Genomic DNA, 20792 nt, shown 5'->3' with positions numbered 1-20792 from the left:
CCAAACGTAATAGGGGTTATTAATAAAACCAATACACGGGCGTATTTTGTTACTTAGATTTTAATAGAAGTACTCTGCTGTGCGGGATCGGCAAGCGTAGCGATCAGCGAGCGTAGCCAGATATGTCCGGGATCGCGGTGCAGCCGCTGATGCCAGACCTGACGGATGGCGATTTTGGCGAGGGGAAAAGGCAGCGGCCAGCTGCGGCAGGGATAGCGCCGGGTGATATGCCGCGCCACCTGTTCCGGGACGACGGCAATCATATCGCTTTCGGCCACCAGCTCACCGGTACCTAAAAAACTTGGTAACGTTAGCGCAATGCGCCGGGGCATGTGGTGCTCATCAAGCAGCTTATCCATATCGCCATGGGCAGTCCCCTCCACGCGGATCGCCAGATGCTTTTCCTGGCGCCAGTCTTCGGCGCGGAGCTGTGCGCGAATGCGAGGATGGTTTTCCGCAGCCAGGCAGACATATGATTGATCGAAGAGATGTTGCTGGTAGACGCTTTCCGGAAGCTGCGTCAGATAGCCGATCGCGAGATCGCATTTCCCGGATTCGAGGGCGTTGAGGGTCTGCTCATCCAGATTCTGTACCGTAAAGGTGATCCCGTCCGCCGCCTGCTGCTGGAGCGCAATTTGCAATAAAGGCAGCAGCGTCATTTGGCTGATATCGGTCATACCGATCGTAAAATTACGCTGGCTCTGCTGGGGAAGAAATTCAGGTTTGACCGCTAAATCGTTATCGGCAAGCTGGAGAAGAGTCGAGATGGTGGGGGCGATCGCGTCCGCTCGCGGCGTCGGGATCATCCGCTGCCCGACCCGGACAAACAGCGGGTCAGCAAAATGATCTCGTAGTTTTTTCAGCAAAAGGCTGCCGGTGGGCTGGCTGATATCGAGCGCGTCAGCCGCTGGGGAAACATTGCCCAAGCGGTAGAGCGCAGAGAAAAAGCGTAGCGATTTGAAATCCAGTTCTTCCCGCATCCGCCCTCCTGGCTGGATATTATTTCAGCGTATCGCCGCTGGCGACCCGAAGTATCCAGTGGACGTAGCTTTGCCACTGACACTCCTGATCGACCATCTCCCGACCCAGCGGATGTTCATCCAGCCAGTTTCCCGGCAATATCAGCGTCAGTTGTTCGTCTTGAGCGGTCAGCTGAATGGCGGGCAACAGATCGTCGCGCCGCCGGCTGGCAAACAGGATAGCCAGTCGCAGCAGACGACACAGATGCTCAGCCACCCGCGGTGGGACGGCATTCTGTTGATGAAGCGAAGAGAGGTCGATAGCGTTAGTCTGGTTAAGGAGCAGCGTGGCAATCAGCTTCTTCTGCGCCGGGGTAAAGCCCGGCAGGTCGAGGTTATTGACCAGATAGGCGGCGTGCTGCGGCGCGCGCTTAAAATCCACGCTCAGCCCAATCTCATGCAGCGCACAGGCGCTAAGGAGTAAATCACGGCTTAGCGGATCCAGCTCCCAGCTGCCATCCAACTGACTGAGCAGATGACTGGCAAGGCCGCCGACGCGCTGGGCCTGTTCTGTGTCGATCATAAAACGACGCTGAATATTACGCAGCGTGCGGCTGCGGATGTCCTGCTCAACGGAGAGATGCAGCATGCCGTACACCAGGCCTTCGCGTAACGCGCCGCCCGCGAGGGTCATACACTGAATATTCAGTTCGCTGAAGATAGCGATCAGGATCGCCAGCCCGCTAGGAAACACCAGCGCCCGCTCAAGGGTTAAGCCTTCGATCTCCAGCTCTTCCAGACGTCCGCACTGGATAGCGCGCTGTTTAAGCTGCTGGAGTTTGGCGAGGGTGATTCGTTCATCCATCCCCTGCGCCATCATAATTTCCTGCAGAGCCTGAACGGTGCCGGAGGCGCCAACGCACACTTTCCATCCGTGATAGCGCAGCACATCGGCGACGGGCAGTAGCACCTCGCGCGCAGCCGCTTCGGCGAGATCGAAATTCTCTTTCGTCAGACTACGGTCGGCAAAATAGCGTTCAAGCCAGGTGACACAGCCCATCGACAGGCTAAACAGCGAGGTTGTTTGTGCGCCGGTCCCGGTCACCAGCTCGGTGCTGGCGCCGCCGATATCGACCACCAGGCGCTGATCGGCGCCGCCGGTGGTGTGGGCGACACCCTGGTAAATCAGGCGCGCTTCTTCTTCGCCGCTGATCACTTGCACTGGAGTGCCGAGGATCTCCTGCGCTTTCGCCAGAAACTCCCCCGCATTGACGGCAAGACGCAGCGTGGCGGTGGCCACGACGCGGATTTGCGTCGGCGGAATATCCTGCAGGCGCTCGGCAAACAGGCGTAAGCACTGCCAGCCCCGTTCCATCGCTTCTGCGGAGAGGGTGTTGTCGCTATTCAGGCCGGCGGCCAGTCGAACCTTACGCTTAATGCGGCTCAGCGTCTGGATGCTGCCCGCCACCTCGCGCACCACCAACATATGGAAACTATTGGAGCCCAAATCAATGGCGGCATATAGCGAGGTGGAGCTCATACTCTTCATCGTTCAGAAGGCTCCCTGGTCGGCGGGGCGCTTAGGCCCGATCCACATCACTGAGCGGGTCGCCAGAGGAAGGTCGCCCTGGCAGATTCTGAATGACTGAGCGTATGGCATAGATCTCTTAACCTGAACGACGACGATTGCGCGGTGGACCGTTACGGCGCGGGCCGTTGCCTGGGCGCGCACGGGTCAGACGCAGCGGCTTAGGCAGGTCGGTCATCAGCGCGTCCGGGTTGTACTTACTGACCGGAATTGAGTGACCAATATAGGTTTCGATCGCCGGCAGATTCAGCGCATACTCTTCGCAGGCGAGGCTAATGGAGTGACCGCTGGCGCCAGCGCGACCGGTACGGCCGATGCGGTGAACGTAATCTTCGCAGTCGTCCGGCAGATCGTAGTTAAAGACGTGGGTCACGGCCGGAATGTGCAAACCACGAGCGGCAACATCGGTCGCGACCAGAATATCGAGGTCGCCACGGGTAAATTCTTCGAGAATGCGCAGACGTTTTTTCTGCGCCACGTCGCCGGTCAGCAGACCTACGCGATGGCCGTCGGCGGCGAGATGGCCCCAGATATCTTCGCAACGGTGCTTGGTATTGGCGAAAACGATGGCGCGATCGGGCCACTCTTCTTCCAGCAGCGTCTGCAGCAGGCGCATTTTTTCTTCGTTGGACGGGTAGAAGAGCTCTTCTTTAATACGGTGGCCCGTTTTCTGTTCCGGCTCGACTTCAACGTACTCGGCGTTATTCATTTGTTCGAACGCCAGTTCGCGGACGCGATAAGAAAGGGTCGCGGAGAACAGCATGTTCAGGCGCTGAGTGGCCGGCGGCATGCGGCGGAACAGCCAGCGGATATCTTTAATAAAGCCGAGATCGTACATGCGATCGGCTTCGTCCAGCACGACAACCTGAATGGCGCCGAGGTTAATGTGGTTCTGCTTCGCGTAATCGATCAGACGACCAGTGGTGCCGATCAGAATATCGACGCCGCTTTCCAGCACTTTCAACTGCTTATCGTAGCCGTCGCCGCCGTAAGCCAGACCCAGCTTCAGACCGGTGGCCTGCGCCAGTGGCTCAGCGTCGGCGTGGATCTGTACCGCCAGTTCACGCGTCGGCGCCATAATCAGCGCGCGCGGTTGGTTAACCTGGCGATCGGCGATAGCCGGGTGAGAGAGAAGATAATGAAACGTTGACGTCAGGAACGCCATCGTTTTACCGGTACCGGTTTGCGCCTGCCCGGCGACATCGCGGCCTTCCAGCGTCAGCGGAAGGGCGAGGGCCTGAATGGGTGTGCAATTATGAAACCCTTTCTTTTCAAGGGCTTCAATGACTGCCGGGTGCAGGGCGAAGTCGGAAAACTTCTGTTCTGTTAAATGTGTTTTGCTCATAGTGTGGTAGAATATCAGCTAACTATTGCATTAAGAAAGCGTATCCGGTGAAATAACGTCAACCTTTCGTTGGCGGTGTACGAAATTATTCAAGGTACGTCTACGGTAACTGAACGAATCCAGGATAGCTTAGACTACTAAGCGAGTCGGGAGCGATAAATCTGCAGCATGCAGTTCGCGTTCGGGCACCCTGGCGTCAACAGGCGAGTCCATGATGGATTGCGCCAGTTGGCAGGCCAGAGAATTGAGGTATCCTGAAGAATAGCGTGCATAACGTAGCCGCAGCGCGTCGTTGATGGCTACGACACCAACACACCAGGCTTATTCCTGTGGAGTTAAATATGAGCGATAAAATTATTCACCTGACTGACGACAGTTTTGACACGGACGTACTCAAGGCTGACGGGCTGACCCTCGTCGATTTCTGGGCAGAGTGGTGTGGTCCGTGCAAAATGATCGCCCCGATTCTGGATGAGATCGCTGAAGAGTATCAGGGCAAACTGACCGTAGCTAAGCTGAACATTGACCAGAACCCGGGCACTGCGCCGAAATACGGCATTCGCGGTATCCCAACCCTGCTGCTGTTTAAAAACGGCGAAGTGGCGGCCACTAAAGTTGGCGCCCTGTCCAAGGGTCAGCTGAAAGAGTTCCTCGACGCTAACCTGGCGTAAGCAAATTGCTGTTCCGGCGTCCAGATTCCTATTTTTTGCGGAACTCTGGACGCCCGGCTGGAGTCGTGCTAAGTTAATCCACAGACTTCGTTTTAAACATACCTTGTTTGAATCTTGTTTTACCCGAAGCATCCCGCATAAATGCGCGTGAAGCTAATAATTCCGGGCTTTTCACTCATTCCGTCTAGTCGTTTCAGTTCTGCGTTCTTTCCTGTGACCAGGCAACGTACAGACACGAGATGAAGGCCGTTAACAGGCATGGAAGTTCCTGCCATACCATTCACAACATTAAGTTCGAGATTTACCCCGAGTTTAAGAACCCACACCACTATGAATCTTACCGAATTAAAGAATACGCCGGTTTCTGAGCTGATTACTCTCGGCGAAAATATGGGGCTGGAAAACCTGGCTCGTATGCGTAAGCAGGATATTATTTTTGCCATCCTCAAGCAGCATTCGAAGAGTGGCGAAGATATCTTTGGCGACGGCGTACTGGAGATACTGCAGGATGGATTTGGATTCCTCCGCTCCGCAGACAGCTCCTACCTCGCCGGCCCTGACGACATCTACGTATCCCCCAGCCAAATCCGCCGTTTCAACCTCCGCACTGGTGACACCATTTCCGGTAAGATTCGTCCTCCGAAAGAGGGTGAACGTTACTTTGCGCTGCTGAAAGTTAACGAAGTTAACTACGACAAGCCGGAAAACGCGCGTAACAAGATCCTGTTCGAGAACTTAACGCCGCTGCACGCGAACTCTCGCCTGCGTATGGAGCGTGGTAACGGTTCTACCGAAGACTTAACCGCTCGCGTACTGGATCTGGCCTCCCCGATTGGCCGCGGCCAGCGTGGTCTGATCGTCGCGCCGCCGAAGGCCGGTAAAACCATGCTGCTGCAGAATATCGCGCAGAGCATCGCATACAACCACCCGGACTGTGTCCTGATGGTACTGCTGATCGACGAACGTCCGGAAGAAGTGACCGAGATGCAGCGTCTGGTGAAAGGTGAAGTGGTTGCTTCCACCTTTGACGAGCCGGCATCCCGTCACGTGCAGGTTGCCGAGATGGTTATTGAGAAAGCGAAACGTCTGGTTGAACACAAGAAAGACGTTATCATCCTGCTCGACTCTATTACCCGTCTGGCGCGTGCCTACAACACCGTGGTTCCGGCTTCCGGTAAAGTGTTGACCGGTGGTGTGGACGCCAACGCCCTGCACCGTCCGAAGCGTTTCTTTGGTGCGGCACGTAACGTCGAGGAGGGCGGTAGCCTGACCATCATCGCCACGGCGCTGATCGACACCGGTTCCAAAATGGACGAAGTTATCTACGAAGAGTTTAAAGGCACCGGTAACATGGAACTGCACCTCTCTCGTAAGATTGCTGAAAAACGCGTCTTCCCGGCTATCGACTACAACCGTTCCGGTACCCGTAAAGAAGAGCTGCTTACCACTCAGGAAGAGCTGCAGAAAATGTGGATCCTGCGCAAAATTATCCATCCGATGGGTGAGATTGATGCGATGGAATTCCTCATCAATAAGCTGGCAATGACCAAGACGAATGATGACTTCTTCGATATGATGAAGCGCTCGTAAGGTAAAAAAAGCCAAAAACGCCACGCCTTTGCGTGGCGTTTTCATTTTGGGGTTTGTATGATCCAGAGACAGAGAAAGCGGGACGAAAGTTGTCGTATAATGGCGCCGGATAGCAGGCGGAGACAGCTTTAACAGACTAAAATCTATACAATAAATTTGTAATGTTCTGCTTTTCCCCTTCTGGAGTTGGGGCATCATCGCTATACTTCCCGGATTAACTATGCTGAGAGCACATGCGTTGTGAATTTACTCACTGCTATTACTGAATTAATCAGTATTTTCTTATTCACGACCCTCTTTATTTTTGTCGCGCGGAAAGTGGCAAAAAAGATCGGGTTAGTGGATAAACCCAACTATCGCAAACGGCATCAGGGGTTGATTCCGTTGGTCGGTGGTATCTCAGTTTATGCAGGTATCTGTTTCACTTTCGCCATCGCCGATTATTATATTCCTCACGCCTCGCTGTATCTGGCCTGCGCGGGGGTATTGGTGCTGGTTGGCGCGCTTGACGATCGCTTCGACATCAGCGTGAAAATTCGCGCGGTCATTCAGGCCGCGATCGCCGTGATTATGATGATGGCAGGGAATCTGCATCTGAGTAGTTTGGGCTTTATTTTTGGCTCGTGGGAACTGGTGCTGGGGCCCTTCGGCTTCTTCCTGACGCTGTTTGCCGTCTGGGCCGCTATCAATGCGTTCAACATGGTCGATGGTATCGACGGCCTGCTCGGCGGACTGTCATCGGTCTCTTTTGCGGCGACCGGGATTATCCTTTGGTTTGATGGTCAGTACAGCCTGGCGATGTGGTGTTTCGCGATGATCGCCGCCATTCTGCCCTATATTCTTCTCAATCTTGGCGCCCTCGGCCGCCGCTATAAAGTCTTTATGGGTGACGCCGGCAGCACGATGATTGGCTTCACCATCATCTGGATCCTGCTGGAAACCACGCAAGGTAAAACGCATCCCATTAGCCCGGTGACCGCGCTGTGGATTATCGCTATCCCGTTGATGGACATGGTGGCGATTATGTATCGCCGCCTGCGCAAAGGCATGAGTCCTTTCTCACCGGACCGTCAGCATATTCATCATTTGATCATGCGCGCCGGGTTTACTTCCCGCCAGGCGTTTGTCCTGATTACCCTGGCCGCCGCCCTGCTGGCGCTGGTTGGCGTCGTGGCGGAATACACCCGCATTGTGCCGGAATGGGTGATGTTAATTCTCTTTTTGGTAGCCTTCTTTCTTTATGGCTACTGTATTAAGCGCGCCTGGAAAGTGGCGCGCCTGGTTAAGCGCATCAGACGCAGAATTCGGCGACACAGCGGCAATAATCCGAAACTAACCAAGTAGAGCTGGGGATGTGATGACTCAACCATTACCGGGAGCACAAGCAGTGAACGTTGAGAACGAGCTGGATATTCGCGGGCTGTTTCGCGCTTTATGGGCAGGAAAAGGCTGGATAGTCGGCGGCGCCGTACTCTTCGCCGCCATCGTGCTGGTGTACACCTTCTTTGCTCGCCAGGAGTGGAGCGCCACGGCGATCACCGATCGGCCTACTGTCAATATGTTGGGGGGATACTATTCCCAACAGCAGTTCTTACGCAATCTGGACATTAAAGCCGACCTCGCCTCGGTCGACCAGCCTTCCGCCATGGATGAAGCGTATAAAGAGTTCATCATGCAGCTGGCCTCCTGGGATACCCGGCGCGATTTCTGGCTGCAAACGGACTACTACAAGCAGCGTCAGTCGGGTAATGCCCGCGCTGATGCGGCGATGCTGGATGACCTGATTAACAATATCCAGTTTATGCCAGGCGATGCGGCCAAGAGCATTAACGACAGCGTCAAACTGACCGCCGAGACCGGGCAGGATGCCAATAATCTGTTGCGTCAGTATGTGGCCTTCGCCAGCCAGCGGGCGGCAGGCCATCTTAACGACGAACTTAAAGGCGCCTGGGCGGCGCGGACGGTGCAGATGAAGGCGCAGGTGAAGCGCCAGGAAGAGGTGGCCGAGGCCATCTTCAACCGCCGGACGCACAGCGTGGAGCAGGCGCTGAAGGTGGCTCAGCAGCACAATATTTCACGTAGCGAAACGGATGTTCCTGCCGATCAGTTGCCGGATTCAGAGCTATTTTTATTGGGCAGGCCGATGCTGCAGGCCAGGCTGGAAAACCTGCAGGCCGTCGGGCCGGAATATGACCTCGATTACGACCAGAACCGCGCCATGCTGAGCACGTTGAACGTCGGTCCAACGTTAGATCCGCGTTTTCAGACTTACCGGTATTTGCGGACGCCGGAAGAACCTGTAAAACGCGATAGCCCGCGCCGTGTATTTCTGATGGTGATGTGGGGGATTGTGGGTGCGCTCATCGGCGCAGGCGTGGCGTTATCGCGTCGTCGTGTCCTGTGATTGCGGCCTGTGGTGAAGGGCAGATGACCTTCATCGCCTAATCGAAGAGAATCGATGTGAAAGTACTAACTGTATTTGGCACGAGGCCGGAAGCCATCAAGATGGCGCCTCTGGTCCATGCGCTGGCAAAGGATCCTCATTTTGAGGCGAAAGTATGCGTGACCGCGCAGCATCGGGAGATGCTCGATCAGGTGTTGAAACTTTTCTCTATTGTCCCGGACTACGATCTCAACATCATGAAGCCGGGGCAGGGGCTGACCGAGATCACCTGTCGCATCCTTGAAGGGCTGAAGCCGGTGCTGGAGTCGTTTAAACCCGACGTGGTGCTGGTGCATGGCGATACCACCACCACCATGGCGGCGAGCCTGGCGGCGTTTTACCAGCGGATACCGGTGGGTCACGTAGAGGCCGGCCTGCGCACCGGCGATTTAAGTTCGCCGTGGCCGGAAGAAGGCAACCGTACGTTGACCGGCCATCTGGCGACATACCATTTCGCCCCCACGGAAACCTCGCGGCAGAACCTGCTGCGGGAAAATATTGCCGACAGTCGGATCACGGTTACCGGGAATACGGTCATTGACGCCCTGTTCTGGGTGCGGGATCGGGTGCTGGGTGATGAAGCGCTACGGGAGACCCTGCTGCAGCGCTATCCTTTCATCAGCCACGGTAAAAAGATGATTCTGGTTACCGGCCACCGGCGGGAAAGCTTTGGGCTCGGTTTTGAACAGATCTGCCAGGCGCTGGCCGAGATAGCCCATACCCACCCTGAGGTGCAGATTGTCTATCCGGTTCACCTGAATCCTAATGTCAGCGAGCCGGTGAATCGTATTCTTGGTCATATTGACAATGTGATGTTGATTGAACCGCAGGATTACCTGCCGTTCGTCTGGCTGATGGATCGCGCCTGGCTGATCCTGACCGATTCCGGCGGCATTCAGGAAGAGGCCCCCTCGCTGGGTAAGCCGGTGCTGGTCATGCGCGATATGACCGAACGTCCGGAAGCGGTGGCCGCCGGCACCGTGTGTCTGGTGGGCACCGACAGCCAGCGCATCGTCGCGGAAGTGACGCGACTGCTGGAGGATGATGCTGCATACCAGGCGATGAGCCGCGCGCATAATCCCTATGGCGATGGCGAAGCATGTCGTCGCATTTTGTCTGCACTTAAAAATAATCAGGTAACGCTATGAGTTTTTCTACCATTTCAGTGATTGGCCTTGGCTATATCGGGCTGCCAACCGCTGCCGCGTTCGCCTCCCGGCAGAAGCGGGTGGTCGGCGTTGATGTTAATCAACATGCCGTGGAGACCATTAACCGTGGAGAGATTCATATCGTGGAGCCGGATCTGGCGAGCGTGGTGAAGACCGCGGTCGAGCAGGGGTATTTAAGCGCCACCACCACCCCGGTGGAGGCGGATGCTTACCTGATTGCCGTGCCGACGCCGTTTAAAGATCGCCACGAGCCGGATATGGTGTTTGTCGAGTCGGCCGCCAAATCTATTGCGCCGACGTTAAAGAAAGGCTCGCTGGTGATCCTCGAGTCCACTTCGCCGGTCGGGTCGACCGAACAGATGGCCGAGTGGCTGGCGGAGATGCGCCCGGATCTTAGCTTCCCCCAGCAGGTGGGTGAAGCGGCGGACGTGAATATCGCCTACTGCCCGGAGCGGGTATTGCCCGGTCAGGTGATGGTCGAGCTGATTAAAAACGACCGCGTTATCGGCGGCATGTCGCCGGTCTGCTCCGCTCGCGCCAGCGAGCTGTATAAAATCTTCCTTGAAGGCGAATGCGTGGTGACCAACTCGCGCACCGCCGAGATGTGCAAGCTGACGGAAAACAGCTTCCGCGACGTCAACATCGCTTTTGCCAACGAGCTGTCGCTGATTTGCGCCGACCAGGGGATTAACGTCTGGGAGCTGATCCGCCTGGCGAACCGCCATCCGCGCGTCAATATCCTGCAGCCGGGCCCGGGTGTTGGCGGCCACTGTATCGCCGTCGACCCATGGTTTATCGTGGCGCAAAACCCGCAGCAGGCGCGTCTGATCCGCACCGCTCGCGAGGTCAACGACCACAAGCCGGAATGGGTTATCGAACAGGTGAAAGCGCAGGTGGCGGACTGCCTGAATGCCACCAACAAGCGGGCCAGCGAACTGACGATCGCCTGTTTTGGCCTCGCTTTTAAACCGAATATTGACGACCTGCGCGAAAGTCCGGCGATGGAAATTGCCGCGCAGATTGCCCGCTGGCACAGCGGCACGACCCAGGTGGTTGAGCCCAACATTCACGCGCTGCCGAAGAAACTCGATGGACTGTGTACGCTGGCGACCCTTGAGGCGGCGCTGGCCAGCGCCGATGTGCTGGTGATGCTGGTCGATCACAATGAATTTAAAGCCGTTAGCGGCGATAGCGTCACCCAGGCGTTTATCGTTGACACCAAAGGAGTGTGGCGGTGAGAACCATTCTGGTCACCGGCGGCGCGGGCTTCATTGGTTCGGCGGTAGTGCGGGAGATTATCCAGCACACCGCCGATCGCGTGGTGGTGGTGGATAAACTGACCTACGCCGGCAATTTAATGTCGCTGGCGCCGGTGGCGCAGGATGCGCGTTTCGCCTTTGAACAGGTGGATATCTGCGACCGCGCCGAGCTGGATCGCATTTTTCGTCAGCATCAACCGGATACGGTGATGCACCTGGCGGCGGAAAGCCATGTCGATCGTTCGATTGACGGCCCGGCGGCGTTTATCGAGACCAATATCGTGGGCACCTATACGCTGCTGGAGGCGGCCCGTAGCTGGTGGAATACCCTGGCTACGGCGCAAAAATCGGCGTTTCGCTTCCATCACATCTCCACCGATGAAGTGTATGGCGATCTGCACGGCAGCGATGATTTCTTTACCGAGACCACGCCCTATGCGCCAAGCAGCCCCTATTCGGCTTCGAAAGCCAGCAGCGACCACCTGGTGCGCGCCTGGCTGCGAACCTATGGCCTGCCGACGCTTATCACCAACTGCTCAAATAACTACGGCCCGTATCACTTTCCCGAGAAGCTGATCCCGCTGACGATCCTTAACGCGCTGGCGGGCAAGCCGCTGCCGGTGTATGGCAATGGACAACAGATCCGCGACTGGCTGTACGTGGAAGATCACGCCAGAGCGCTGTATCTGGTGGCGACCCGCGGCGAACCGGGCGAAACTTACAATATCGGCGGTCATAACGAACGGAAAAATATCGAGGTGGTGGAAACCATTTGTCAGCTGCTGGAAGAGCTGGCGCCGGATAAGCCGCAGGGCGTGGCGCACTATCGCGATCTGATCGCCTTCGTTGCCGATCGTCCGGGCCACGATCTGCGCTATGCCATTGATGCCTCGAAGATTGCCCGCGAGCTGGGCTGGACGCCGGCAGAGACTTTCACCTCCGGTATGCGTAAGACCGTGGCGTGGTATCTGGCGAACGAGGCCTGGTGGCGTCAGGTTCAGGACGGAAGCTATCAGGGCGAGCGTCTTGGGCTGCAAAGCTAATCATCTCTGGGGGGAATGATGAAAGGTATTATTCTGGCAGGCGGTTCCGGAACGCGGCTACATCCCATCACCCGCGGCGTATCGAAGCAGCTGTTGCCGATCTACGATAAGCCGATGATCTACTACCCGCTGTCGGTATTAATGCTGGCCGGGATCCGTGAGATCCTGATTATCACCACGCCGGACGACCTACGTGATTTCCAGCGCCTGCTCGGCGATGGCTCAGAGTTTGGCATTGCGCTGCACTATGCCGTACAGCCGACGCCGGATGGTTTAGCCCAGGCGTTTATCATCGGAGAAGCCTTTCTTAACGGCGAACCGGCGTGTCTGGTGTTAGGCGACAATATCTTCTTCGGCCAAAGCTTTAGCCCGAAGCTGCGCAGCGTCGCTGCCCGCACGGAAGGGGCGACGATTTTTGGCTATCAGGTGATGGATCCTGAGCGCTTTGGCGTGGTGGAGTTTGATGATAACTTCCGTGCGCTATCGCTGGAAGAGAAGCCGAAGCAGCCGAAGTCGAACTGGGCGGTCACCGGTCTCTATTTCTACGATGGCAAGGTGACGGAGTATGCCAAACGGGTCAAGCCATCCGAGCGCGGCGAGCTGGAAATCACCTCCATCAACCAGATGTATCTGGAGGATGGCGCATTGACCGTCGAACTGCTTGGACGCGGCTTTGCCTGGCTGGACACCGGCACCCACGATAGCCTGATCGAGGCCAGCATGTTCGTGCAGACCGTCGAGAAGCGCCAGGGCTTTAAAATCGCCTGTCTGGAAGAGATCGGCTGGCGTAACGGCTGGCTGGACGACGACGGCGTCAAACGTGCGGCGAAGCGGCTGGAAAAAACCGGCTACGGCCAATATCTGCTGGATCTGCTCCGTGCCCGTCCGCGCCAGTATTGACCCCCTGGAGTGGGAGAACCGCTTCTTTGCCGTGAACAGCGCGATCGTGCGCTTTGACGAGCACGCGCCGCGGCTGACGCCTGAGGCGCTGGCGGGGTGGTCGCGAGTGCAGGCGAAGATCGCCGCCAGCGACACCGTCCGGCTGGACGCGCTGCAGCGGCTGGGTTTTCAGCTGGTGGAAGGTGAGGTCGATCTGGCGCTGCCGGTGGGCAGCCCTGCAGATGCCGGCGCAGACGTCGCCGTGGAAGCGGATATTGCGCCGCTGCGCGAGCAGGCGGCGCAGGCATTTGCCATGAGCCGCTTTCGCGCGCCCTGGTACGCTGCCGACGCCAGCGGCCGCTTCTATGCCCAGTGGATTGAAAATGCGGTGCGCGGCACCTTCGATCATCAGTGCCTGATTTACCGCCATCCTGAGGGCGATATTCGCGCCTTTGTCTCCCTGCGGCAGATCACTGCGACCGAAGCGCGTATCGGCCTGCTGGCCGGACGCGGCGCCGGGGCGCAGTTGATGCAGGCGGCGCGGTACTGGGCCGCCTCGCGCGGACTTTCTACACTGCGGGTGGCGACCCAGATGGGCAACACCGCCGCGCTTAAACGTTATATTCTCAGCGGTGCTAACGTGGAAAGCACCGCCTACTGGCTATACAGGTGACCCCCATGATCCCATTTAACGCGCCGCCGGTGGTTGGAACCGAGCTTGATTACATGCAGTCTGCGATGAACAGCGGCAAGCTGTGCGGCGACGGCGGCTTTACGCGCCGCTGCCAGCAGTGGATGGAGCAGCGATTTGGCACGGCAAAAGCGCTACTGACCCCTTCCTGCACGGCTTCGCTGGAGATGGCCGCGCTGCTGCTGGATATCCAGCCGGGCGACGAAGTGATTATGCCCAGCTATACCTTTGTCTCCACCGCCAACGCCTTTGTGCTGCGCGGGGCGAAAATCGTCTTCGTTGATATCCGTCGCGATACGATGAATATCGACGAAACGCTCATCGAAGCCGCCATCACCGATAAAACCCGGGCGATTGTCCCGGTGCATTATGCCGGCGTAGCCTGCGAGATGGACACCATCATGGCCATCGCCGACAAATACAACCTGTTTGTGGTGGAAGACGCCGCACAGGGGGTGATGTCCACCTACAAGGGGCGCGCGCTGGGCACCATCGGCCATATCGGCTGCTTCAGCTTCCATGAAACCAAAAACTACACCGCCGGCGGTGAGGGCGGGGCGACGCTGATCAACGATCGCACGCTGGTGGAACGCGCGGAGATTATTCGCGAAAAAGGCACCAACCGCAGCCAGTTCTTTCGCGGCCTGGTGGATAAATATACCTGGCGGGACATTGGCTCCAGCTATCTGATGTCCGACCTGCAGGCCGCCTATCTGTGGGCGCAGCTGGAAGCGGCGGAGCGCATCAACCAGCAGCGCCTGGCCCTGTGGCAGAACTACTATGATGCGCTGCTGCCGCTGGCGCGCGCCGGGCGTATCGAACTGCCGACGGTTCCGGCCGACTGCGGGCAAAACGCGCACATGTTCTACATTAAGCTGCGCGATATCGAGGATCGCAGCAGACTGATCGCCTGGCTGAAAGAGGCGGAGATCCTCGCGGTATTCCATTACATTCCCCTGCACAGCTGCCCGGCAGGCGAACAGTTCGGCGAATTCCGCGGTGAAGACCGCTACACCACTCAGGAGAGCGAGCGTCTGGTACGCCTGCCGCTGTTTTACAATCTGTCTGTGGTGAACCAGCGGACGGTGATTAACTCGCTGCTGAGCTACTTCTCCTGATATGTCGTTAGCAAAAGCCTCACTGTGGACGGCGGCATCGACGCTGGTCAAAATCGGCGCCGGTCTGCTGGTCGTCAAGCTGCTGGCCGTCTCGTTTGGGCCGGCGGGCGTTGGCCAGGCCGGTAACTTCCGGCAACTGGTCACCGTACTCGGCGTGCTGGCCGGGGCCGGGATATTTAATGGCGTCACGAAGCTGGTGGCGCAGCATCACGACGATCCCCCGCGCCTGAAGCAGGTGGTGGGCACCTCGTCGGCGATGGTGCTTGGCTTTTCCACCCTGCTGGCGCTGGTATTTTTACTGGCGGCGGCGCCGATAAGCCAGGGGCTGTTCGGCCATACGCACTATCAGGGGCTGGTACGCCTGGTGGCGCTGGTGCAGATGGGGATCGCCTGGGCGAATTTCCTGCTGGCGCTGATGAAAGGCTTTCGCGATGCGGCGGGTAACGCCTTCTCGCTGATTGCCGGGAGCCTGATCGGCGTGGCGGCTTACTATGCTTGCTACGTGTTGGGAGGCTATCAGGGCGCGCTGCTGGGGCTGGCGTTAGTTCCAGCGCTGGTGGTGGTCCCGGCGGGTATTATGCTCTGGCGGCGGGGTAATATCCCGCTGAGCGCCCTGCGTCCGCGCTGGGATAACGGTCTGGCGGGACAGCTATCGAAATTTACCCTGATGGCGCTGATAACCTCGGTGACCCTGCCGGTAGCCTATGTGATGATGCGTAATCTGCTGGCGGCGCATTACGGCTGGGAGGCGGTCGGGATCTGGCAGGGGGTGAGCAGCATCTCCGATGCCTACCTGCAGTTTATTACCGCCTCGTTTAGCGTCTATCTGCTGCCGACGCTGTCGCGGCTGAGCGCCAAAACGGATATCACCCGCGAGATAGTCAAGTCGCTGAAATTCGTCCTGCCGGCAGTAGCGGCGGCGAGCCTGACGGTCTGGCTGCTGCGCGATTTTGCCATCTGGCTGCTGTTTTCCGATCGCTTTACCGCGATGCGTGACCTGTTTGCCTGGCAGCTGGTGGGCGACGTTTTAAAAGTAGGCGCTTACGTCTATGGCTATCTGGTGATCGCCAAAGCGTCGCTGCGTTTTTATATTCTGACGGAAATCAGCCAGTTCGCACTGCTGACCGCATTCTCACACTGGCTTATACCGGCGCACGGCGCGGTTGGCGCGGCGCAGGCATATATGGCCACTTATATTGTTTATTTCGCCCTTTGTAGTGGCGTGTTTTTACTCTGGCGTAAACGGGCATGACAGCACTGATACATGTACTGGGATCGGATATCCCGCATCATAACCAGACCGTACTGCGGTTCTTTAACGACGAACTGGCCGCCGACCCGCAGGCCAGGAGATTTATGATCGTCGGTGATGAGGCCAGCGTGCGTGATGGGTATCCGGCGCTGGATGTCACCTGCTATCCGGGGAAGAAATCGCTGGCGCAGGCAGTGATTGCTACCGCGAAAGCCAACCGCCAGCAGCGCTTTTTCTTCCACGGCCAGTTCAATACCGGGCTGTGGCTGGCGCTGTTGAGCGGCGGCATCCGCCCGTCGCAGTTTAACTGGCATATCTGGGGGGCGGATCTGTATGAAAATTCTGCCAGCCTGAAGTTTCGCCTGTTCTATCCGCTGCGCCGTATGGCGCAGGGGCGGGTAGGGCGCGTTTTCGCCACCCGCGGCGATCTCAGCTGGTTCGCTAACCGCCATCCGCGCGTCCCGGGCGAGCTGCTCTACTTCCCGACCCGTATGGATCCGGCGCTGAATACCCTGGCCGATAACGCTCCGCGCGGTGATACCCTGACTATTCTGGTCGGCAACTCCGGGGATCGCAGCAATGAACATATTGCCGCGCTGAAGGCAATCCATCAGCAGTTTGGCGATACGGTAAACGTCATCGTGCCGATGGGCTATCCAGCGAAAAACGACGCCTATATCAATGAGGTTCGCGAGGCGGGGGCGGCGCTGTTTAGCGGTGAGCATCTGCAGATCCTCAGCGAGAAGCTGGAGTTTCATGATTATCTGGCGCTGCTGCGCCGCTGCGATCTGGGCTATTTTCTGTTTGCCCGCCAGCAGGGGATCGGCACCCTGTGTCTGCTGATTCAGGCGGGCATCCCCTGCGTGCTCAATCGGGAAAACCCGTTCTGGCAGGATATGGCCGAGCAGCATGTGCCGGTGCTGTTCACCAGCGACGCGCTGGACGTCAGCGTGGTGCGCGAAGCGCAGCGTCAGCTGGCGAGCGTGGATAAATCCGCTATCGCCTTCTTCCGGCCGAACTATCTGACGGGCTGGCGGCGGGCGCTACGGTTAGCGGCGGAGGGGCAGGCATGACGTTAATGCAATTTAGCGGGCTGCTGGTGGTCTGGCTGCTGTCGACGCTGTTCATCGTCACCGCCACCTGGTTTGAGTTCCGTCGGGTACGCTTTAACTTCAACGTTTTTTTCTCGTTGCTGTTTCTGCTGACCTTTTTCTTCGGCTTCCCGCTGACCAGTATTCTGGTGTTCCGCTTTGACGTCAGCGTGGCGCCGCCGGAGATTTTGCTGCAGACGCTGCTGATCGCGGTGTGCTTCTACGCAGTCTACTACGTGACCTATAAAACGCGGCTGCGTTCGGCATCGCGTGAGGTTGCGCATCGCCCGCTGTTTACCATGAACCGGGTGGAAACCCATCTGGCGTGGGGCATTTTGATGGGGCTGGCGCTGCTGTGCGTCGGCATCTTCTTCGCCCACAACGGTTTCCTGCTGTTTAAGCTCAACTCCTACAGCCAGATTTTCTCTGCTGAAGTGTCCGGCGTGGCGTTGAAGCGCTTCTTTTACTTCTTTATTCCGGCGATGCTGGTGGTCTATTTTCTGCGCCAGGATTATAAGGCATGGATCTTCTTCCTCGTCAGCACGGTGGCCTTTGGTTTGCTGACCTACGCCATCGTCGGCGGGACCCGCGCCAATATCATCATCGCCTTCGCCATCTTTCTGTTCATCGGTATTATTCGCGGCTGGATCAGCCTGTGGATGCTGGCGGCGGCGGGTGTGCTGGGTATTGTCGGCATGTTCTGGCTGGCGCTGAAGCGCTACGGGATGAACGTCAGCGGCGACGAAGCGTTTTATACCTTCCTCTATCTCACACGCGATACCTTCTCACCGTGGGAGAACCTGGCGCTGCTGCTGCAGAACTACGACAAGATCGATTTCCAGGGTCTGGCGCCGATGATCCGCGACTTCTACGTCTTTATCCCCAGCTGGATGTGGCACGGTCGCCCGACGATGGTGCTCAATACCGCCAACTACTTTACCTGGGAAGTATTAAACAACCATTCGGGGCTGGCGATTTCGCCGACGCTGATTGGCTCGCTGGTGGTGATGGGCGGCGTCTGGTTCGTACCGCTGGGCGCCGTGGCGGTAGGGTTGATTATTAAATGGTTCGACTGGCTGTATGAGCTGGGCAACCGGGAGAGCAATCGCTATAAAGCGGCTATCCTGCACAGTTTCTGTTTCGGCGCTATCTTCAACATGATAGTGCTGGCGCGCGAGGGGCTGGATTCGTTCGGCTCCCGCGTGGTGTTTTTCCTCGTGATCTTTGGTATCTGCTTGCTGGCGGCGAAACTGCTGTACTGGTTCCTGGATAGCGTGGGACTGATTCATAAGCGCGTAAAACCGCTTTCGCAACCGCAAGTCTGAGAAGGATGGACATGACTGGGACCATTTCCGCGCCGTTGTACCTGTTAAGAGGGCTGCAGCTTATAGGCTGGCGCGATATGCCGCACGCTCTGGATTATTTGTTTGCCGATGGCGTTCTCCGCGAGGGGACGCTGGTGGCCATTAATGCTGAGAAAATGCTGGCCGCAGAGGATAACCCGGAGGTACGGGCGCTGATTGAGGCGGCGGAGTTTAAATATGCCGATGGCATCAGCGTGGTGCGTTCGCTGCGCAAAAAATACCCGCAGGCCCAGGTATCCCGCGTCGCCGGGGCCGATCTCTGGGAAGCGTTAATGCAGCGCGCCGGCGCTGAAGGGACACCGGTGTTTTTGGTTGGTGGTAAACCTGAGGTCCTGGCGCAGACAGAATCCAGGCTGCGTCAGCGCTGGCAGGTGAACATCGTCGGCAGCCAGGACGGTTATTTCACCCCTGAGCAACGCCAGGCATTGTTCGAACGCATTCGCGACAGCGGGGCGAAAATCGTCACCGTCGCGATGGGGTCGCCGCGCCAGGAGATCTTTATGCGCGACTGCCGGCGCCTGTATCCGCACGCGCTGTATATGGGCGTCGGCGGCACTTACGATGTTTTTACCGGGCACGTCCATCGGGCGCCGAAGTTCTGGCAGGATCTGGGGCTGGAGTGGTTCTATCGCCTGCTTTTGCAGCCGAGCCGTATCAAAAGACAGTTCCGTCTGCTGCGCTATTTACGTTGGCATTATTCCGGTAAGCTCTGATATTCCACTGCAACCAGGCGAGTTTGCATACATATTCTGTGTAATCTCTTCACTCGCCTGATACTTTATTTGCCATTTCCGCAAAATTAATTAACCATTCGCAGGCTTCATACGCGCCGGGGAGACCTGCGCGTCGGCAAGGCTATGGTTTCAGTTAATAACAATAACCGGGAGTACCCGGAATACGGCAAACACAAGAGGATATATGACTGAGAAAAAAGCGGAGCTCCAGCGTGGACTGGAGGCCCGGCATATTGAACTGATCGCCCTTGGCGGGACGATTGGCGTGGGGTTGTTTATGGGGGCGGCCAGTACCTTGAAATGGGCTGGGCCTTCCGTGCTGCTGGCGTACATTATCGCTGGCCTGTTCGTCTTTTTCATTATGCGCTCAATGGGCGAAATGCTGTTCCTTGAGCCTGTCACAGGCTCCTTCGCGGTGTATGCGCATCGCTATATGAGCCCCTTCTTCGGCTATCTGACCGCGTGGTCCTACTGGTTTATGTGGATGGCGGTGGGGATCTCGGAGATTACCGCCATCGGGGTCTATGTGCAGTTCTGGTTCCCGGAGATGGCGCAGTGGATCCCGGCGTTGATTGCCGTGGGGCTGGTGGCGTTGGCTAACCTCGCGGCGGTCCGGCTATACGGTGAAATCGAGTTCTGGTTCGCCATGATAAAAGTGACCACCATTATCGTGATGATCGTCGTGGGTCTGGGCGTCATTTTCTTCGGCTTTGGCAACGGCGGCCACTCCATCGGTTTTGGTAATCTCACCGAACATGGTGGTTTCTTTGCCGGCGGCTGGAAGGGCTTCCTGACGGCGCTGTGTATCGTGGTCGCGTCCTATCAGGGGGTGGAGCTCATCGGCATTACCGCAGGTGAAGCGAAAAACCCGCAGGTGACGCTGCGCAGCGCGGTGGGCAAAGTGCTGTGGCGGATCCTGATTTTCTACGTCGGCGCGATTTTTGTTATCGTCACTATCTTCCCGTGGGATCAAATCGGCTCCAACGGCAGCCCGTTCGTACTGACGTTTGCCAAAATCGGTATTACCGCGGCGGCGGGAATTATCAACTTCGTGGTGCTGACGGCAGCGCTTTCCGGCTGCAACAGCGGAATGTACAGCTGCGGACGTATGCTGTACGCCCTGGCGAAGAACCGTCAGCTGCCGGCGGCGATCGGTAAGGTATCGCGCAACGGCGTTCCGTCCGTCGGTGTGGCGCTGTCGATTCTGATCCTGCTGGTGGGCTCCTGCCTGAATTACATTATTCCTAATCCGCAGCGGGTGTTCGTCTATGTCTATAGCGCCAGCGTCCTGCCGGGGATGGTGCCCTGGTTTGTGATCCTGATTAGTCAGCTGCGTTTCCGTCGCGTGCATCAGGCGGCGATTGCCAGCCATCCGTTCCGTTCGCTGCTGTTTCCGTGGGCCAACTATTTCACGATGGCCTTCCTGATCTGCGTGCTGGTCGGGATGGGACTGAATGATGAAACCCGCATGTCGCTCTTCGTCGGCATTATTATTCTGGCCGCCGTCACCCTGATTTATAAGGTGTTTGGCCTCGGAAGACAGGGGCAAGTCAATAATACGGCTGAATAACCATCAAAACGAACAAAGCATGAGCA

At 57.4% G+C, this 20792-nt stretch carries 18 protein-coding genes; 15 read left to right on the top strand and 3 right to left on the bottom strand.

All coding sequences use genetic code 11. From position 1 onward, the window contains the following. Window positions 1–53: 53 nt before the first annotated feature. From KB892_RS24750 to rhlB, 3 genes are all read right to left on the bottom strand, one after another. Complete coding sequence (locus KB892_RS24750) at window positions 54–980, bottom strand: LysR family transcriptional regulator (RefSeq protein ID WP_002883211.1); 927 nt, start codon at window positions 978–980, stop codon at window positions 54–56. 19 nt (window positions 981–999) lie between these two features. Next, window positions 1000–2508, bottom strand: coding sequence for a guanosine-5'-triphosphate,3'-diphosphate diphosphatase (gene gppA, locus KB892_RS24745; RefSeq protein WP_004150419.1), 1509 nt, complete (start codon window positions 2506–2508; stop codon window positions 1000–1002). Between the two features lie 118 nt (window positions 2509–2626). After that, window positions 2627–3892 carry an ATP-dependent RNA helicase RhlB gene (rhlB, locus tag KB892_RS24740; protein ID WP_002883222.1) on the bottom strand — a complete coding sequence of 422 codons (1266 nt, stop codon included), beginning with the start codon at window positions 3890–3892 and terminating at the stop codon, window positions 2627–2629. A 341-nt stretch (window positions 3893–4233) separates the two neighbouring features. Here rhlB and trxA point away from each other — a divergent pair, with 341 nt between their 5' ends. The 15 genes from trxA (at window position 4234) to thrP (ending at window position 20766) form a co-directional block, all read left to right on the top strand. Then, window positions 4234–4563, top strand: a complete 330-nt coding sequence (gene trxA, locus KB892_RS24735) for a thioredoxin TrxA (protein WP_002883224.1) — start codon at window positions 4234–4236, stop codon at window positions 4561–4563. A 330-nt stretch (window positions 4564–4893) separates the two neighbouring features. Then, window positions 4894–6153, top strand: coding sequence for a transcription termination factor Rho (gene rho, locus KB892_RS24730; RefSeq protein ID WP_002883293.1), 1260 nt, complete (start codon window positions 4894–4896; stop codon window positions 6151–6153). Window positions 6154–6393: 240 nt separating this feature from the next. Further along, on the top strand, window positions 6394–7497 hold the full coding sequence (wecA, locus tag KB892_RS24725) for a UDP-N-acetylglucosamine--undecaprenyl-phosphate N-acetylglucosaminephosphotransferase (RefSeq protein ID WP_002883295.1): 1104 nt from the start codon (window positions 6394–6396) through the stop codon (window positions 7495–7497). A gap of 13 nt (window positions 7498–7510) precedes the next feature. Beyond that, window positions 7511–8557: an ECA polysaccharide chain length modulation protein gene (wzzE, locus tag KB892_RS24720; protein WP_002883296.1), complete on the top strand. Its 1047-nt coding sequence runs from the start codon at window positions 7511–7513 to the stop codon at window positions 8555–8557. A gap of 56 nt (window positions 8558–8613) precedes the next feature. Further along, on the top strand, window positions 8614–9744 hold the full coding sequence (gene wecB, locus KB892_RS24715) for a non-hydrolyzing UDP-N-acetylglucosamine 2-epimerase (protein WP_002883297.1): 1131 nt from the start codon (window positions 8614–8616) through the stop codon (window positions 9742–9744). Then, the gene (wecC, locus tag KB892_RS24710) at window positions 9741–11003 is read left to right on the top strand and encodes a UDP-N-acetyl-D-mannosamine dehydrogenase (protein WP_002883302.1); all 1263 of its coding nucleotides are present in this window, start codon (window positions 9741–9743) and stop codon (window positions 11001–11003) included. Before wecB ends, wecC begins: the two co-directional genes overlap by 4 nt. Then, window positions 11000–12067 (top strand): dTDP-glucose 4,6-dehydratase, encoded by a 1068-nt coding sequence (gene rffG / locus KB892_RS24705; protein WP_002883303.1) that lies wholly within the window; start codon window positions 11000–11002, stop codon window positions 12065–12067. Before wecC ends, rffG begins: the two co-directional genes overlap by 4 nt. A gap of 18 nt (window positions 12068–12085) precedes the next feature. Next, window positions 12086–12967, top strand: a complete 882-nt coding sequence (rfbA, locus tag KB892_RS24700; RefSeq protein WP_002883307.1) for a glucose-1-phosphate thymidylyltransferase RfbA — start codon at window positions 12086–12088, stop codon at window positions 12965–12967. Continuing rightward, window positions 12945–13619, top strand: coding sequence for a dTDP-4-amino-4,6-dideoxy-D-galactose acyltransferase (gene rffC, locus KB892_RS24695; RefSeq protein ID WP_004146507.1), 675 nt, complete (start codon window positions 12945–12947; stop codon window positions 13617–13619). Before rfbA ends, rffC begins: the two co-directional genes overlap by 23 nt. Before the next feature lie 5 nt (window positions 13620–13624). Further along, window positions 13625–14755, top strand: a complete 1131-nt coding sequence (gene rffA, locus KB892_RS24690) for a dTDP-4-amino-4,6-dideoxygalactose transaminase (RefSeq protein WP_002883310.1) — start codon at window positions 13625–13627, stop codon at window positions 14753–14755. Window position 14756: 1 nt separating this feature from the next. Then, entirely contained in the window at window positions 14757–16007 is a 1251-nt protein-coding gene (gene wzxE, locus KB892_RS24685; RefSeq protein WP_002883312.1) for a lipid III flippase WzxE, read from the top strand. Then, the gene (locus KB892_RS24680) at window positions 16004–17080 is read left to right on the top strand and encodes a TDP-N-acetylfucosamine:lipid II N-acetylfucosaminyltransferase (protein ID WP_002883313.1); all 1077 of its coding nucleotides are present in this window, start codon (window positions 16004–16006) and stop codon (window positions 17078–17080) included. Before wzxE ends, KB892_RS24680 begins: the two co-directional genes overlap by 4 nt. After that, window positions 17077–18423: an ECA oligosaccharide polymerase gene (gene wzyE, locus KB892_RS24675; RefSeq protein ID WP_002883320.1), complete on the top strand. Its 1347-nt coding sequence runs from the start codon at window positions 17077–17079 to the stop codon at window positions 18421–18423. The genes KB892_RS24680 and wzyE overlap by 4 nt, the downstream gene beginning before the upstream one ends. A gap of 11 nt (window positions 18424–18434) precedes the next feature. Next, window positions 18435–19175, top strand: coding sequence for a lipopolysaccharide N-acetylmannosaminouronosyltransferase (wecG, locus tag KB892_RS24670; RefSeq protein WP_002883321.1), 741 nt, complete (start codon window positions 18435–18437; stop codon window positions 19173–19175). Window positions 19176–19380: 205 nt separating this feature from the next. Further along, the gene (gene thrP, locus KB892_RS24665) at window positions 19381–20766 is read left to right on the top strand and encodes a bifunctional threonine/serine APC transporter ThrP (protein WP_072354003.1); all 1386 of its coding nucleotides are present in this window, start codon (window positions 19381–19383) and stop codon (window positions 20764–20766) included. The last annotated feature ends 26 nt before the right edge of the window (window positions 20767–20792 follow it).

Origin of the sequence: Klebsiella sp. P1927 (genome assembly GCF_018204675.1) — a bacterium.
Classification (GTDB): Bacteria; Pseudomonadota; Gammaproteobacteria; order Enterobacterales; family Enterobacteriaceae; genus Klebsiella; species Klebsiella pneumoniae.
The sequence above is the reverse complement of the archived record's forward strand: the minus strand, read 5'-3'. Positions and strand labels throughout refer to the sequence as shown.